The sequence below is a fragment of the Stenotrophomonas chelatiphaga genome, from assembly GCF_032054965.1.
Classification (GTDB): Bacteria; Pseudomonadota; Gammaproteobacteria; order Xanthomonadales; family Xanthomonadaceae; genus Stenotrophomonas; species Stenotrophomonas chelatiphaga.
This window is the reverse complement of record NZ_DAMBRS010000007.1, coordinates 101,244-115,564: the sequence shown is the minus strand read 5'-3', so window position 1 is coordinate 115,564 and position 14,321 is coordinate 101,244. Positions and strand designations below refer to the sequence as shown.

At 65.4% G+C, this 14,321-nt stretch carries 13 protein-coding genes; 11 read left to right on the top strand and 2 right to left on the bottom strand.

Annotated elements, in window-relative coordinates; all coding sequences use genetic code 11:
* The first annotated feature begins 62 nt into the window (after positions 1 to 62).
* Both RTX79_RS10975 and RTX79_RS10970 read left to right on the top strand, forming a co-directional pair.
* Complete coding sequence (locus RTX79_RS10975; protein WP_057507592.1) at positions 63 to 581, top strand: c-type cytochrome; 519 nt, start codon at positions 63 to 65, stop codon at positions 579 to 581.
* A 132-nt stretch (positions 582 to 713) separates the two neighbouring features.
* On the top strand, positions 714 to 2,168 hold the full coding sequence (locus RTX79_RS10970) for an ExeM/NucH family extracellular endonuclease (protein ID WP_312683719.1): 1,455 nt from the start codon (positions 714 to 716) through the stop codon (positions 2,166 to 2,168).
* A gap of 42 nt (positions 2,169 to 2,210) precedes the next feature.
* On the opposite strand, the gene RTX79_RS10965 is transcribed toward RTX79_RS10970, so the two are convergent.
* Together RTX79_RS10965 and RTX79_RS10960 are read right to left on the bottom strand one after the other, a co-directional pair.
* A complete protein-coding gene (locus tag RTX79_RS10965) occupies positions 2,211 to 2,678 on the bottom strand; it encodes a DUF3011 domain-containing protein (protein WP_312683718.1) in 468 nt (155 codons plus the stop codon).
* 149 nt (positions 2,679 to 2,827) lie between these two features.
* Complete coding sequence (locus RTX79_RS10960) at positions 2,828 to 3,685, bottom strand: EamA/RhaT family transporter (protein WP_312683717.1); 858 nt, start codon at positions 3,683 to 3,685, stop codon at positions 2,828 to 2,830.
* Positions 3,686 to 3,730: 45 nt separating this feature from the next.
* Here RTX79_RS10960 and RTX79_RS10955 point away from each other — a divergent pair, with 45 nt between their 5' ends.
* From RTX79_RS10955 to RTX79_RS10915, 9 genes are all read left to right on the top strand, one after another.
* Positions 3,731 to 4,405 carry an alpha/beta hydrolase gene (locus tag RTX79_RS10955; protein WP_312683715.1) on the top strand — a complete coding sequence of 225 codons (675 nt, stop codon included), beginning with the start codon at positions 3,731 to 3,733 and terminating at the stop codon, positions 4,403 to 4,405.
* Positions 4,402 to 5,502, top strand: a complete 1,101-nt coding sequence (gene zapE, locus RTX79_RS10950) for a cell division protein ZapE (RefSeq protein WP_312683713.1) — start codon at positions 4,402 to 4,404, stop codon at positions 5,500 to 5,502. The genes RTX79_RS10955 and zapE overlap by 4 nt, the downstream gene beginning before the upstream one ends.
* A gap of 633 nt (positions 5,503 to 6,135) precedes the next feature.
* Positions 6,136 to 8,532: a ribonucleoside-diphosphate reductase subunit alpha gene (locus RTX79_RS10945; RefSeq protein ID WP_057507586.1), complete on the top strand. Its 2,397-nt coding sequence runs from the start codon at positions 6,136 to 6,138 to the stop codon at positions 8,530 to 8,532.
* Positions 8,533 to 8,613: 81 nt separating this feature from the next.
* Positions 8,614 to 9,633: a ribonucleotide-diphosphate reductase subunit beta gene (locus RTX79_RS10940; RefSeq protein ID WP_057507585.1), complete on the top strand. Its 1,020-nt coding sequence runs from the start codon at positions 8,614 to 8,616 to the stop codon at positions 9,631 to 9,633.
* A gap of 469 nt (positions 9,634 to 10,102) precedes the next feature.
* On the top strand, positions 10,103 to 10,507 hold the full coding sequence (locus RTX79_RS10935; protein WP_312683710.1) for a hypothetical protein: 405 nt from the start codon (positions 10,103 to 10,105) through the stop codon (positions 10,505 to 10,507).
* A gap of 28 nt (positions 10,508 to 10,535) precedes the next feature.
* Positions 10,536 to 11,672 carry an XVIPCD domain-containing protein gene (locus tag RTX79_RS10930; protein ID WP_312683707.1) on the top strand — a complete coding sequence of 379 codons (1,137 nt, stop codon included), beginning with the start codon at positions 10,536 to 10,538 and terminating at the stop codon, positions 11,670 to 11,672.
* A gap of 125 nt (positions 11,673 to 11,797) precedes the next feature.
* A complete protein-coding gene (locus tag RTX79_RS10925) occupies positions 11,798 to 12,211 on the top strand; it encodes an acyl-CoA thioesterase (RefSeq protein WP_123699900.1) in 414 nt (137 codons plus the stop codon).
* Positions 12,212 to 12,255: 44 nt separating this feature from the next.
* The gene (locus tag RTX79_RS10920) at positions 12,256 to 13,077 is read left to right on the top strand and encodes an NAD-dependent protein deacetylase (protein ID WP_312683705.1); all 822 of its coding nucleotides are present in this window, start codon (positions 12,256 to 12,258) and stop codon (positions 13,075 to 13,077) included.
* 76 nt (positions 13,078 to 13,153) lie between these two features.
* Entirely contained in the window at positions 13,154 to 14,254 is a 1,101-nt protein-coding gene (locus RTX79_RS10915; protein WP_312683703.1) for an NADH:flavin oxidoreductase/NADH oxidase, read from the top strand.
* The last annotated feature ends 67 nt before the right edge of the window (positions 14,255 to 14,321 follow it).

Genomic DNA, 14,321 nt, shown 5'->3' with positions numbered 1-14,321 from the left:
TCGGCCGGCAGGCTCATACGCTCAGCCGTGGTCCATCGACTATCAGCCAGGGGTAACGAAGAGTGCGGAATCATGATCTTGAGTTCCTGAAACGCTTTTCCATGGTCATCGGCCTGCTGGCCCTGATCACCCTGGGGTTGATCTTCCTGGCGGCCTGGCTGCACACGCGGATTCCCGCCGAGGTATCGCCCACGGCCGCGCTGCGCACCGGCCAGCGCATCGCCCCGGCCGGTGCGGTCTACGCCGGCAGCACCGGCGCGGCGGCGCAGGCCGCGGCCCAGGCGGCCGCGCTGGCAAAGGCCGCCTCGCAGGTGGCCTACGGCGGCACCACCGACGGCAAAGTGATCTACGACAACCTGTGCACCGCCTGCCACACCACCGGTGTTGGCCTGGCCCCCACGCTGGATCATTCGCACTGGGATGCGCGCATCGCGCAGGGCAAGGAAACCCTCTACAAGCACGCCATCGAGGGCTACACCGGCCCGGACGGCGGCATCATGCCGCCCAAGGGCGGCAACCCCGCACTGACCGAAGCGCAGATGCACGCCACGGTCGACTGGATGATCGGCAACCTGAAGTAAGACAGGGCTCAGCGTCAGGGGTCTTTGCCGCTTGCGGCCACCGGGGGCAGGACGCGTCAGGCTTTCATGTTTTCTGGTTACAGTGGCGCATTCCCCTTCCGTTGCCGCTGTAACTGTCTGGAGCCGTTGTCGATGCGCCGTTGCCTGCTTGCCTTTGCCGTGGCCTTGTCTGTTTCCCCCGCCTTTGCCCAGCCGCAGCTGCAGCCGCAGACCGCGCCGCAGGCGATGCCGGGCCAGTTGGCCAGCCCGCAGGGCGCCACCCTCACCCTGGCCCGCGCGCCGACGGACTGGAGCGCGCTGGATGGCAAGTACGTCCGCATCGCCGCCCCGCTCACCCTCGCCGGCACCGACGGCCTGGAGCGTTTCGGCCAGCTCACCGTGGCCTTCGAAGGCCGCCTGTGGCAACCCACCGAAGTGGCCGTGCCGGGCAGCGCTGGCTACAGCCAGGTGATGGCCGACAACCAGCGCCGACGCCTGCTGCTGGATGATGGAAGCGACGTGCGCGACCCGCAGCAGGTGCCCTACCTGGCCAGCGACGCGGTGCTGCGCACCGGCATGCAGCTGCGGGGCGTGGAAGGCCGCGTACGCGTGGACGCCGAGGGGCGACCGAGCCTGCAGCTGGGCCGCGCGTTGGATCTGCCTGCGCTGCAGCGTCCGGCCGTCCCGCAGGTGCAGGGTTCGTTGAAGGTGGCCGCGTTCAACCTGGAAAACTTCTTCAACGGCGACGGCAAGGACGGCGGCTTTCCCACCCTGCGCGGGGCCAGGACGCTGGACGAACACCACGCCCAGCTGAACAAGCTGATCGCCACCATCGGCCCGCTGGATGCGGACGTGGCGGCGCTGATGGAACTGGAGAACGATGGCTACGGGCCGCAGTCGGCCATCGCCACGCTGGTCGATGCGATCAACGCCGCCCCCGGCAGCCACGGGGACTGGCGCTTCGTCGATGCCGGCAAGGGCCCGGGCGAGAACCCGATCCGGGTCGGCATCATCTACCGCGCCAGCCGGCTGACCGCGCTCGGCGCGCCGGCCACGCTGGAGGGCGGTACCTTCGTCGAACACAGCCGGGTGCCGCTGGCGCAGGCCTTCCAGGCCAAGGGCGGTGCGCCCTTCATGGTGGTCGCCAACCATTTCAAATCGAAGGGCTGCCGCGATGCCAGCGGTGCCGATGCCGACCAGAACGACGGCCAGGGCTGCTGGAATGCGACCCGGGTCGCCTCGGCCCAGCAGTTGAACGCCTGGATGCAGGGCGACCCGACCGGTACCGGGGCACGCGATGCGGTGCTGTTGGGCGACTTCAACGCGTATGCGATGGAAGACCCGATCCGCGCGCTGCGCAGCGCCGGCTGGACGGACGCCTTCGCGGTGGCCAAGGTGGAACGTCCCTACAGCTACGTCTACAACGGCTACAGCGGACGGCTGGACCACGCGCTGCTCAATGCCGGCATGGCCCGTCGCCTGGCCGGTGCTGCCGAATGGCACAGCAACGCCGACGAAATGGACGCCAGCGGCTACCAGCAACGCAACGTCGAGGGCCCGTGGCGCAGTTCCGACCACGATCCGCTGCTGCTTGGCTTCGATCGTTGAGGCGTCGCCGGGAATGACCGGGCGACGTCCCGCGCCAGGCGGTCAACGCCAGTAATAGCGCTCGATCCGGAACGTGGCCCGGCAGCCATTGGAGACCCAGATGGCGCCCTGGTCCTGGCCCCAATCGCGGCCCTGCACGCAGGGCGAGCGCGATTGCTGCTGGACCAGGTGCACGCTGTCCTTGCGGGACAACTGGACCTCGCAGCGGACGAAGCGGTTGTCATTGCTGGCACAGTTGGCCAGTTGCGAGGTGCGGTCGGCTGGCGGGGAGACCGGGATGGTCTGCGCGTAGGGGTTGTAATCGTAAGGCGGCGCGACGACGCGGGGCGCACGCCGTGTTTCGGCATACGGGTTGTAGGGCGGCGGCGGTGGGTACACCACGGTCGTGGACGGGTCCTGCGGGTAGACCGGTATTGTGTCGGCGTACTGCGCATAGCCGGCTGTACTGCAGCCTGTCAAAAGGGCGCACGCCACACCGACGGAATGCCACGGCTTGTTCTGATGTTTCATGCCAATGCCTTCGGATAGATCAGGACATCTGCACTGTAGGGATCGGTCCGCAGCCAGTGGCGCCACGACTGCGAACCCGGTCGCAACATCAGATTTATCGATGGATTTTTGGTCCATCGGTGTAGCAACCTATTTGCGTGGCGCTGACGTCACCCGCGCGCGATCAGGCCGATCGCCAGCACCGCCAGTGCCAGCCCGCACCGGTTCCACCTGCTGGTGCGTTCGCCGAAGCCGAACACGCCGACCAGCGCGCCCAGTACCACCACGCCGATGTTCATGCCGGCGAACACCGTGGCCGGGCTGTCGGGCAGGGCTTGGTGCGCATGCACGTAGAACAGGATGTTGCCGCCGTTGAGCAGGCCGAGCAGTGCACCGGCGCCGAGGTTGCGCCACGCCAGCCGGCTGCGGCCCCGGGCATGGCGCCATAGCTGCAGGGCCAGCATCAACAGGAAGGCCAGGCTGAAACACACCAGCAAGGCAGCCATCGACGGGGTGCCGGACAGCGCGACCTTCTTCAGCAGGATGTCCACCGCCGCGAAGCCGACCCATACGCCGAGCAGCCAGCGCCAGCCTGCCGGCGCGGCGTCCACTTCCGGTCCGCGCGGCCGCACGCTGATGGCCAGCATCGCCACCAGGCCCAGGCCCAGCCCTGCCAGCTTCCACGGCGTGGCGGTCTGGCCGAAGAACGCGAATGCCGCCAGCAGCGATAGCAGCAGCGACAACCGCTGCGCCACGTCGCTGCGCACGATGCCGGCCACCGCCACCGCGCGACCGAGCACCAGGAAGATCGCAGGCAGGATCACCGCCAGCGCCAGCAGGGCCGCCCATGGCGCTTGGCTGGAGTGCAGCGAGGCCAGCGGCGGGCGCAGCACCAGGCCGGTCATCGCCGCGGCCACCAGGTAGTTCCAGGTGACCATCTGGCTGACATCCAGTTGCCGCCGCCGTGCCAGTTTCAGCAGCACCGACACCAGAACGCTGCAGATCACCGCGAAGACAAGGAAGTACATGGGGGCCGGGAGCAGGGGACGGGTGGGGGACGCTATCATGTTGCCATGCGCAATCCTCCTTTCCCCCCGCAGTCGGACACCCTCGTGCTTGCCGGACCGGTCGGTCCGCTGGACGTCGCCGTTGATCTGCCCAAGCCGGAGGTGCCGGCCCAGCCGGTGACCGCCATCGTCTGCCACCCGCTGTCCACCGAGGGCGGCACGATGCACAACAAGGTGGTCACCATGGCCGCCAACACGCTGCGCGACCTCGGCGTGACCACCGTGCGCTTCAACTTCCGCAGCGTCGGCGAATCGGCCGGCAGCTTCGACCACGGCAACGGCGAACAGGACGACCTGAAGGCCGTGGTGGCATGGGTGCGCGAACAGCGCCCGGACGACCAGCTGTGGCTGGTGGGCTTCAGTTTCGGTGCTTTCGTTTCCTTGAAGGTCACGGCGGACGTGCAGCCGCAGGCGCTGGTATCGATCGCCCCGCCGGCCGGCCGCTGGGACTTCGGCGGCATCCAGCCGCCGGCACAGTGGCTGGTGATCCAGGGCGAGCAGGACGAGATCGTCGATCCGCAGGCGGTGTACGACTGGCTGGACACCGTGGACGCGCCGCATGAGCTGGTGCGCATGCCCGACACCAGCCATTTCTTCCATCGCAAGTTGATCGACCTGCGCGGAGCGATCACCCACGGGGTGAAGCGCTGGCTGCCGCTGCAAGCGGACCCGGCGGCATGAGCGAGGCGGTGATGACCCCTTCGCGGCGCTATGCCGAGGGCGTGGCGCGCGGCGAATGGCAGGATGACCCGGCCCAGCACGCCGCGCTGGCTGAACTGGACCGCATCCACCTGGCGCTGCTGGAAGACGCCGACGACGGCTGGCTGGACCGGTTGTCGTCGTTCTTCAAGAAGCCCGAAGCGGTCAAGGGCCTGTATTTCTGGGGCGGCGTTGGCCGCGGCAAGACCTTCCTGGTGGACCTGTTCTACGACGGGCTGCCGATCCAGCAGAAGTACCGCACGCACTTCCACCGTTTCATGCGCGGCATCCATGAACGCCTGCGCGAGCACCAGGGGCAGAGCGATCCGCTGGCGAAGATCGCACAGGAGTGGCGCAGCAAGCTGCGCGTGCTGGTGCTGGACGAATTCTTCGTCACCGACATCGGCGATGCGATGCTGCTGGCGCGCCTGCTGGAGCGCCTGTTCGCCGAGGGCGTGACCCTGGTGACGACCTCCAACACGGCGGTGGAAAACCTGTACCTCAACGGCCTGCAGCGCGACAGCTTCCTGCCGGCCATCGACCTGCTGCAGCGTTACTGCGTGGAACTGTATGCCGAAGGCACCGAGGACTACCGCATGCGCGCGCTCACGCGTTCGCCGGTATACCGCGCGCCGCTGGCGGCCGACAGCGATGACTGGCTGGCCAGCCGCTGGGCCGACCTCAGCGGTGGACAGCCGGCGAAGGCCGGCAACATCGAGATCGAAGGCCGCAAGATCCCGGTGCGCGGGCGCGGCAAGAGCATCGCCTGGTTCGATTTCCCGGCGCTGTGCGAAGGCCCGCGCGGGCCCTCGGATTACATCGAGATCGCGCAGGAGTTCAACACCGTGCTGCTGGGCGGCATCCCCGCCTTCGACCGCAACAACGAAGACGCTGCACGACGCTTCGTCAACCTGATCGACGAACTGTACGACCGCCACGTCAACCTGGTCTGCACCGCCAGCACCTCGCCGGTCGAACTGTATTCCGGCAACCGCCTGCAGGGCGCCTTCGAGCGCACCGCCTCGCGCCTGATCGAAATGCAGAGCGCGGAGTACCTGGGTACCGCGCACAAAGCCTGAGCAAAAAGGGGACGGAGGGGATTAAGTCGTTGTTGGCCACGAACGGGTCAACAACGACTTAATCCCCTCCGTCCCCTTTCTTGTAGTCACCCGGCCTCCCCAGCCAGCTTCGTGCACGCTGCGTGAGGGTCACTGTTGCGTTGATCGCGCCCCGCTGTCACGCCAGAATCGTGCCCTGCGGCCTTGACTGCGCACCCGTTTCTGGCGGGTGCCGCCGCGGCCGGGCGGGGTCGAAAGCGCTGATCCTTGCGCTGCAAGGGATTAGGAGAAATCCCTACATTTGGCGTTGACGGACCCCCTTACCCCCACTATCTTGTGGCCGTCGGTGTCTTCGACCACAAGTCGAGGGCACGGACGGGAAGCCTGGACCCCTGCCCGCAGGGACTCCGGCACTGCCCCGCAACGGTACTTTCGGGAGCCTTTCCGTCTTGCCGACAGCCGCATGTGCACATGTGCGGCGCTGGCTGCGTGATCTCTGATCGGATGACAGGTTTTGCAGGGTGCGGTGTGCGGGCTTTCCGTCGCTGTCGCGCTTTGTGCGACACCCTTCTTTCATCCTTGGATTGATCCGCACCGGAACGTGCCTGCCCAGGCGCGCCGTGCATCCCATCTCACGCCCAGAGGACCACCGCCGTGACCACCGAAAACAGCGCCACCATCGACAAGGAAAGCGAGTTCCTGCTTACGTCGCCGCCGACTGCCAACACCATGAGTGTGACCAAGCGCAACGGTACGACCGAGCTGGTGGACCTGAACAAGATCGTCCGCGCGGTGCAGCGTTCCTCCGAAGGCCTGCATTCGGTCGATCCGATGCGCGTGGCCACCCGCACCATCTCCGGCCTGTACAACGGCGCCACCACGCAGGAGCTGGATGAGCTGTCCATCCGCACCTCCGCCCTGCTGATCGGTGAAGAGCCCGAGTACGGCCGCCTGGCCGCGCGCCTGCTGGCCAACTTCATCGCCAAGGAAGTGTCCAACCAGGAGATCCACGCGTTCTCGCAGTCGGTCGGCCGTGGCCACGAAGTGGGCCTGATCAACGACCGCCTGCTGGGCTTCGTGCAGATCAACGCACGCAAGCTCAACGACGCGATCGATCCGACGCTGGACCTGAACTTCGATTACTTCGGCCTGCGTACCCTGTACGACCGCTACCTGCTGCGCCATCCGCACACCCGCAAGGTGATCGAGACCCCGCAGCAGTTCTTCCTGCGCATCGCAAGCGCGCTGAGCGAAGACGTGGCCGAGACCCTGGCGCTGTACAAGCGCATGGGCAACCTGGATTACCTGCCGTCCTCGCCGACGCTGTTCAACTCGGGTACCACCCACGAGCAGCTGTCGTCCTGCTTCCTGCTGGATTCGCCGCAGGATTCGCTGGAATCCATCTACTCCAAGTACGGCGACATCGCCCAGCTGTCCAAGTTCAGCGGCGGTATCGGCGTCAGCTACACCCGCGTGCGTTCGCGTGGCTCGCTGATCAAGTCCACCAACGGCCATTCCAACGGCATCGTGCCGTGGCTGAAGACCATGGATTCCTCGGTGGCCGCGGTGAACCAGGGTGGCAAGCGCAAGGGCGCGGCCTGTGTGTACCTGGAAAGCTGGCACGCCGACATCGAGGACTTCCTCGAGCTGCGTGACAACACCGGTGACGAATCGCGCCGTGCGCACAACCTGAACCTGGCCAACTGGATCCCGGACCTGTTCATGAAGCGCGTCGAGGCCGACCAGGAATGGTCGCTGTTCGATCCGCGTGTGGTCCCCGAGTTCACCGACCTGTTCGGCGACGCCTTCGAAGCGGCGTACCTGCAGGCCGAAGCGCAGGGCAAGGCCAACCGCACCATCTCCGCACGCAAGCTGTACTCGCGGATGATGCGCACCCTGGCCGAGACCGGCAACGGCTGGATGACCTTCAAGGACAAGTGCAACCGCGCCAGCAACCAGACCCTGCGTCCGGGCAACGTGATCCACCTGTCCAACCTGTGCACCGAAATCCTGGAAGTCACCTCGGCCGAAGAGACCGCGGTGTGCAACCTGGGCTCGATCAACCTGGGCAACCATTTCGACGGCCACGGCGAGTTCGATTTCGACAAGCTGGCCGACACCGTGCGCCTGGCGATCCGCCAGCTGGACCGCGTGATCGACCTGAACTTCTACCCGATCGAATCGGCACGCCGCGGCAACCTGCGCTGGCGTCCGGTCGGCCTGGGCTGCATGGGCCTGCAGGACGTGTTCTTCCGCAAGCGCCTGGCCTTCGACAGTGCCGAAGCCCGCGCGCTGTCGAAGAAGATCGCCGAGACCATCTACTTCCACGCGCTGGAAACCTCGGTCGAACTGGCCCAGGAACGTGGCAAGCACCCGTCCTTCGCCGACACCCGTGCGGCCAGCGGCGAGCTGCAGTTCGATGCCTGGAACGTGGTGCCGGAAGACACCGCGCGGTGGGACGCCCTGCGTGAGCGGATCAAGGAACACGGCCTGCGCAACTCGCTGATGATCGCGATCGCCCCGACCGCCACCATCGCCTCCATCGCCGGCTGCTACGAGTGCGTGGAACCGCAGGTGTCCAACCTGTTCAAGCGCGAGACGCTGTCCGGCGACTTCCTGCAGATCAACCGTTACCTGGTGACCGAGCTGAAGAAGCTGGGCCACTGGACGCCGGAAATGCGCGATGCGATCAAGCTGGCCGACGGCTCCATCCAGGGCATTGCCCAGATCCCGGAAACGCTGCGCCACGTATACCGCACCGCGTGGGAACTGCCGATGCGTTCGCTGATCGACATGGCCGCCGACCGCGGTGCCTTCATCGACCAGTCCGCCTCGCTCAACCTGTTCATGGAAAGCCCGAACATCGGCGCGATGTCGTCCATGTACATGTACGCCTGGAAGCAGGGCATCAAGACCACCTATTACCTGCGTTCGCGTCCGGCCACCAAGATCGCCAAGACCACCGTCAGCAGCCACGTGGCCGCCGTCGATCCGGTCGATGCCATCGCCTGCTCGCTGGAAAATCCGGAAAGCTGCGAGGCGTGCCAGTAATCGGCACGCTCCGTCACATCATCGTAGAAGCGGTAGCGCCGAGCCATGCTCGGCGTTGTCGCCGTGAAACAAGGAATCACCATGGCCGATAAACCCAACCAGATGCTGCTCGACCCAGGTTTCGAACTGACCCTGCGTCCGATGCGCTACTCGCAGTTCTACGAGATGTACCGGAACGCGATCAAGAACACCTGGACGGTGGAAGAGATCAACTTCCAGATCGACATCAGCGACCTGCATTCGAAGATGTCGCCGGCCGATCGCCACCTGATCCACCGCCTGGTCGCGTTCTTCGCCACCGGCGATTCGATCGTGTCCAACAACCTGGTGCTGAACCTGTACCAGCACCTCAATGCGCCCGAAGCGCGCATGTACCTGTCGCGCCAGCTGTACGAAGAAGCGCTGCACGTGCAGTTCTACCTGACCCTGCTGGACAACTACCTGCCGGATCCGGACGAGCGCGTCAAAGCCTTCGCCGCGGTGGAGAACATCGATTCGATCAAGAAGAAGGCCGACTTCTGCTTCAAGTGGATCGATTCCATCCAGGACCTGCGCCGGATCGAAACGCGCGACCAGCGCCGCCAGTTCCTGCTCAACCAGATCTGCTTTGCCGCCTGCATCGAAGGCCTGTTCTTCTTCGCTGCGTTCGCCTACGTGTACTACTTCCGTTCGCGTGGCCTGCTCAACGGCCTGGCGTCGGGTACCAACTGGGTGTTCCGCGATGAAAGCGCGCACATGGAGTTCGCCTTCGAGTGCGTGGACGTGATCCGCGAAGAAGAGCCGGACCTGTTCGACGATGCGATGAAGCAGCAGGTGTACGACATGCTGGCCGAAGCGATCGAGTGCGAAGTGCAGTTCGCCGAAGACGTGCTGTCCGGTGGCGTGGCGGGTATTTCCACCCGCGACATGCGCCAGTACCTGCAGCACTGCGCCGACAACCATTTCCACCGCCTGGGCATGGAAAAGAAGTACAACGTGCGCAACCCGCTGTCCTTCATGGAACTGCAGGACGTGCAGGAGCTGACCAACTTCTTCGAACGCCGTTCTTCGGCTTACCAGGTCGGCGTGAAGGGCGAAGTCGCCTTCGACATGAACTTCTGATCGGTAACGCGTAACCGTGGTGGCGCCGAGTCATGCTCGGCGAGCGAAGCGGGGGTAGTGACGGCCGCTGGCCGTCAACCACACCCGTCAACGCGCGACACTGAACTGAAAAAGGGACGGATGCGACATAATCGCTCCGTCCCTTTCTCATGCCGGTACCCCCATGACCGACCAGCCCGACACCGTGCCGCTGAGTGTCCACGGTCAGTCACCTGCCTGACCCCAGACGTCGTGCTAGATTCGCGAAAGTGGGATTGGCGCGAGAGGTCCGTTCATGGAAACATGGGTCGAGAAGTGCATTTCTTCAGCAGCAGATGGATGTCGGGGCCGCCTCTTGGTCGCCGCGTGTCGCTGCCTCACACTGATGATTGTGGCGTTGTTCCTGTCAGCGTGTTCGAGCGGTGCGCCACCCATTCCCTCACATCACTTGAACCAAAGACAGCCCGTCAAATCAGCGAGTGACATTGGTATGGAGCGATTCAAGAACGACATCGAGCGTCTGACTACAGTGCGTTTTAGTGACGTCGATGCGTTGAGCGAACTGCTTCGTACGCGTCTGGGAGAGCCGACTCGACAGGGCCTGAGGAACGAGCGGACCGGCGAGCGCGGAATGTTGGGCGACCTTGAGGTCCGGAACATCACCTTGAGAAGTGATGCCGACAATCCTGCGCTTGCAAGGCTGACCTTTGATGTCGCGCCACCGGGCGTCGCGCTCGAGGAAATCATCTGGGAGGACTCCACCATCGATCCACCTCACCCCGATGCGCCTGGCTCCCGCGCTTACTGGTCCGCGCAGGTGAACGGTGCCAAGGTCGTGCTCGAGCTCGCCCCTGACCAGAAGACGCTGACCCACGTATTGATCAGTCAGCGCTGATCCCCTGTCACGGCGCAGGAGCGACACCATGGAGCGCACTGAAGAATCTGCACTGCCACAGCAGCAGGAGGATGGCCGCCCAGTCGCCTCAAGTCGTCCGGCTTCGCCATTGGCTGACCCCTCGTTGGTACCGTTGCTGGCGAAGTCCCCAACACTTCGAGCGGGTCTGGCGCAGGTCGAACGCGACGATCTGGATGTCGTCTGGGGGCAAGCCGGTAGGGGCACCTATCTTGTTCCCGGTGAGAAGATCGTTATTGACGAAAACGCGATCGGGCAAGGCTCCAGGATCGCACGTTCACTGTCTCACGAAGTTGGGCACCATCTCTTTACCGAACCTTCAGATCTGACGTCCAGGCAATCCTATGTAAACAGCAGGTTGCGAGGCGAAGCAGCTGCGACGCTCAGCAACGTCCAGGTCCAGCGCGAAATTGTCGCGGCTGGGGGACCGGACATTGGCGTGTCAGGTACGGGAAGTCGGCCACAGCAGTATGGAGCCATTGCGGTGGAACTCCAGGCCGGGCGCATCAATCGTAGCCAAGCGCTTGGACAGATTGCCGAGGTGTTCAAGACGGAGGCTCCGTCTGTTGGTCCCCATGCGACATACGAGCTGTACTACGGCGCGTACTACGATCAGCACATAGCACCTTCGCAGCGGCGGCGTAGGCCGGAGCCAGCATCTGACACCGAGCGCACTGCGGTTGCTGAGCGAGCTGGCACTGTCACCGACGACTCGACTTCACTGCCTCGCGTGTCCTGTTCAACAATGGAGCTCGGTGACGCTGACCGTGCTCTTTACACGCAGATAAGGGCTGGCGTGGAGCGCCTGGATGCCGAGCATGGCAAGCGGTGGGACGACTCGAGCCAGCGCATGACCGCGAGCCTGTTGGTGCTGGCGAAGGAGCAGGGACTCTCGCGGGTTGACCATGTTGTCCTCAACAACCCGACAGAAAACCTCGCTCGTGGTGAGAGGGTCTTCATAGTGGAGGGAGCAATTGATGATCCTGCCCATCGCAGAGGACATATGAATACGATGGATGCACTGCGTGCGCCTGAGGCGGAGTCGCTGCATCGTGCTGATACGTTGAGTCAATCGCAGGCAGCGAGCCTTGAACAGCAGACGGCACAGCCCGTTCATACGCAGGACGGCCCGTCGTTCTTGAGATAGGAGCATCGCTGCGGCATCGGAGGCGTCGAAGGCTCGGCGGCCAGTGCAGTGAGGTGCCGAAGTGTAGCGCCGCATGCACGCCACCTGCCTTAGAATCCGCCTCACCCCCCAGCCGACCCGTCCTCATGACCCCCATTCCCGACACCGTGCCGCCCATCGAAGTGCGCATGGCGGAGATCGTCTTCCCCAACCACACCAACCACATGGGCACCCTGTTCGGTGGCCAGGCGCTGGCATGGATGGACAAGGCTGCATTCCTGGCCGCCGCGCGTTACTCGCGCCGCACCGTGGTCACCGCGCGCAGCGACCAGGTCGATTTCAAGCTGCCGATCCGCATCGGCCAGATGGTCGAAACCATCGGCCGTATCGTGGAAGTTGGCCGCAGTTCGATGAAAGTGCAGGTGGAATTGATCGCCGAGGACCTGCACAACGGCGAGCGCAAGCTGTGCACCCGCGGCCACTTCGTGATGATCGCGCTGGATGACGAAGGCCATCCCACTGCGGTCCCGGCATTGCCTGAAGCCGCGCCGGACGCCTGAGCCGGCGCTTGCACGGTGGCCGGGCTGCCCCCATCTGAGCGGGTATGAACCAGCTGCTGACCGATTTCATCACGCGCGCCCGCCGCCTGTTCGTGCTGACCGGCGCCGGTTGCAGCACCGCCTCGGGTATTCCGGATTACCGCGATACCGACGGCCAGTGGAAGCGCACCCCGCCGGTGACCTACCAGGCCTTCATGGCCGAACCGGCGACCCGCCAGCGCTACTGGGCGCGCAGCCTGGTCGGTTGGCCGCGCTTCGGCCACGCCGTGCCCAATGGCACCCACCACGCGCTGGCCGCGCTGGAAGCCAGCGGCAAGCTGGAGGTGCTGCTGACCCAGAACGTGGACGTGCTGCACCAGCGTGCCGGCAGTGCCAACGTGATCGACCTGCACGGCCGGCTGGACCGCGTGCGTTGCATGGGCTGCGAACAGCGCAGCGGCCGCGAGGAGCTGCAGCAGCGCCTCATGGCGGCCAACCCGGGCTGGGACGCGCTGGAAGCGGGCATCGCACCGGATGGCGATGCCGACCTGGAGACCGATTTCTCCCCCTTCAACGTGCCGGGCTGCCTGCATTGCGGTGGCCTGCTGAAACCGGACGTGGTGTTCTTCGGTGAGAACGTACCGCGCGAACGCGTCGCGGCCGTGCATGACCACCTGCAGCGCGCCGATGCGGTGCTGGTGGTGGGCTCATCGCTGATGGTCTATTCCGGCTTCCGCTTCGTGCAGGCCGCAGCCAAGGCCGGGCTGCCGGTGGCCGCACTGAACCGGGGCCGCACCCGTGCCGATGAACTGCTTGCCTTCAAGGACGAGCGCGACTGCGCCGAAGCGCTGGCGCCATGGCTCGGCGCTACCAGCACGACCCTGTGATCCAACACAGCGCTTGATCTCCAACCCCATCGGCGCTGCAATAGTCCCCTGTCTTTTTCCCCTGCGAATCCCCCACGTGAGCCAGCTGCTGTCGCCCGTCACCTTCGGGCCCCTGACCCTGCCCAACCGCATCGTGATCGCGCCGATGTGCCAGTACTCCGCCGAAAACGGCCAGGCCACCGATTGGCACACCATCCACCTGGGCAACCTGTCCCAGTCCGGCGCCGGCCTGCTGATCCTGGAAGCCACCGCCGTCGAGCCGCGCGGCCGCATCAGCCATGCCGACCTGGGGCTGTGGGACGACGCCACCGAAGCCGCGCTGGACAAGGTGCTGCAGACGGTACGCCGCTGGTCGACGATGCCGATCGGCATCCAGCTTGGCCACGCCGGTCGCAAGGCTTCGGTGTCGCGTCCGTGGGAAGGCGGCAAGCAGATTCCCGCCGATGACGACAATGGCTGGACGCCGGTCGCGCCGTCCCCGCGCCCGTTCCACGCCGGCAACCCGGCCCCGCACGAACTGACCGAAGCGGAGATCGCCGGCATCGTTGAAGCGTTTGCCGAAAGCGCAGGCCGCGCCGAGCGCCTGGGCATCCAGTTGATCGAACTGCATGCCGCGCACGGTTACCTGCTGCACCAGTTCCTGTCGCCGCTGAGCAACCAGCGCACCGATGGCTACGGTGGTCCGTTGCCGAACCGCATGCGCCTGCTGATCGAGGTGTACGACGCAGTGCGTGCGGCGGTATCGCCGTCGATCGCCGTGGGCGTGCGCATTTCGGCCAGTGACTGGGTCGCTGGCGGCTGGGACATCACCCAGACCGAGACCGTGGCGATGATCCTGGAGTCGCGCGGCTGCAACTTCCTGCATGTTTCCAGCGGTGGCCTGGACGAACGCCAGAAGATCGAGATCGGCCCGGGCTACCAGGTGCCGTTCGCCGCGGCGATCAAGGCCAAGGGCCGCATGCCGGTGATCGCCGTGGGCCTGATCACCGAGCCCGACCAGGCCGAATCGATCCTGCGCCACAACCATGCCGATGCCATCGCCCTGGCACGCGGCATCCTGTACGACCCGCGCTGGCCGTGGCACGCCGCCGCCGCACTCGGCGACAGCGTGGTGCCGGCCCCGCAGTACCTGCGCTGCGAACCGCGCGAAGCCCGCGGCGTCTTCGAAACGCGCTGACCCGGTAGTGACGGCCGCTGGCCGTCATGCCCTGGCGCTTGGTAGGTGACGACCGTTGGTCGTCACG